Consider the following 489-nt stretch of genomic DNA (forward strand, 5'->3'; position numbering starts at 1 on the left):
CCAGGCGTGGTCGAACACGTACTCGCCATAGGAATGCCGCTTCAGATAGGCCGGCAACGCCGCCCTCACCTGCCCCTGGTCATCGCACCAGAGACGATGCGACGGCTGCCAGCCACTGTCGCCCCCGACACTGCCGCTGTCTTCGAGAGCGCTGTGAAATGCATGCCGCAGAAACGGCTGAGCACCGGGCAGCAGGGCGTCCCAAGTGTCGGCAGAGAGCGCGTGAAGTGAATCGAGGGTGGTGACGGGCATGACAACGAATCCCAGAAGCGAGGTTGCAATATATCTCTAACAATGCGCCCGCAATATGAGAAGGCCAACCTTTATAACCTTCAGCTCTGCAAAGGAGTCATCCATGCAAAAGTCCCTTCTCGCCCTTGGCGTCGCCATGTTTCTCGGTAGCGGTGCCGCACTCGCGCAGCAGTCGATCACCCACCCGTTTCACGCGAGCCAGGCGAAGGATGCTCCGAACAACGTTCACATGGCGGT

Annotated in this window: 1 protein-coding gene; it reads right to left on the bottom strand. The window is 59.9% G+C overall.

From position 1 onward, the window contains the following. Positions 1-252 (bottom strand): peptidogalycan biosysnthesis protein (locus J0A65_RS25655; protein WP_206597034.1); only part of this gene is annotated, 252 nt, incomplete at its 3' end. Positions 253-489: the final 237 nt, after the last annotated feature.

The organism is Bowmanella yangjiangensis (assembly GCF_017255015.1).
Lineage (GTDB): Bacteria > Pseudomonadota > Gammaproteobacteria > Enterobacterales > Alteromonadaceae > Bowmanella > Bowmanella yangjiangensis.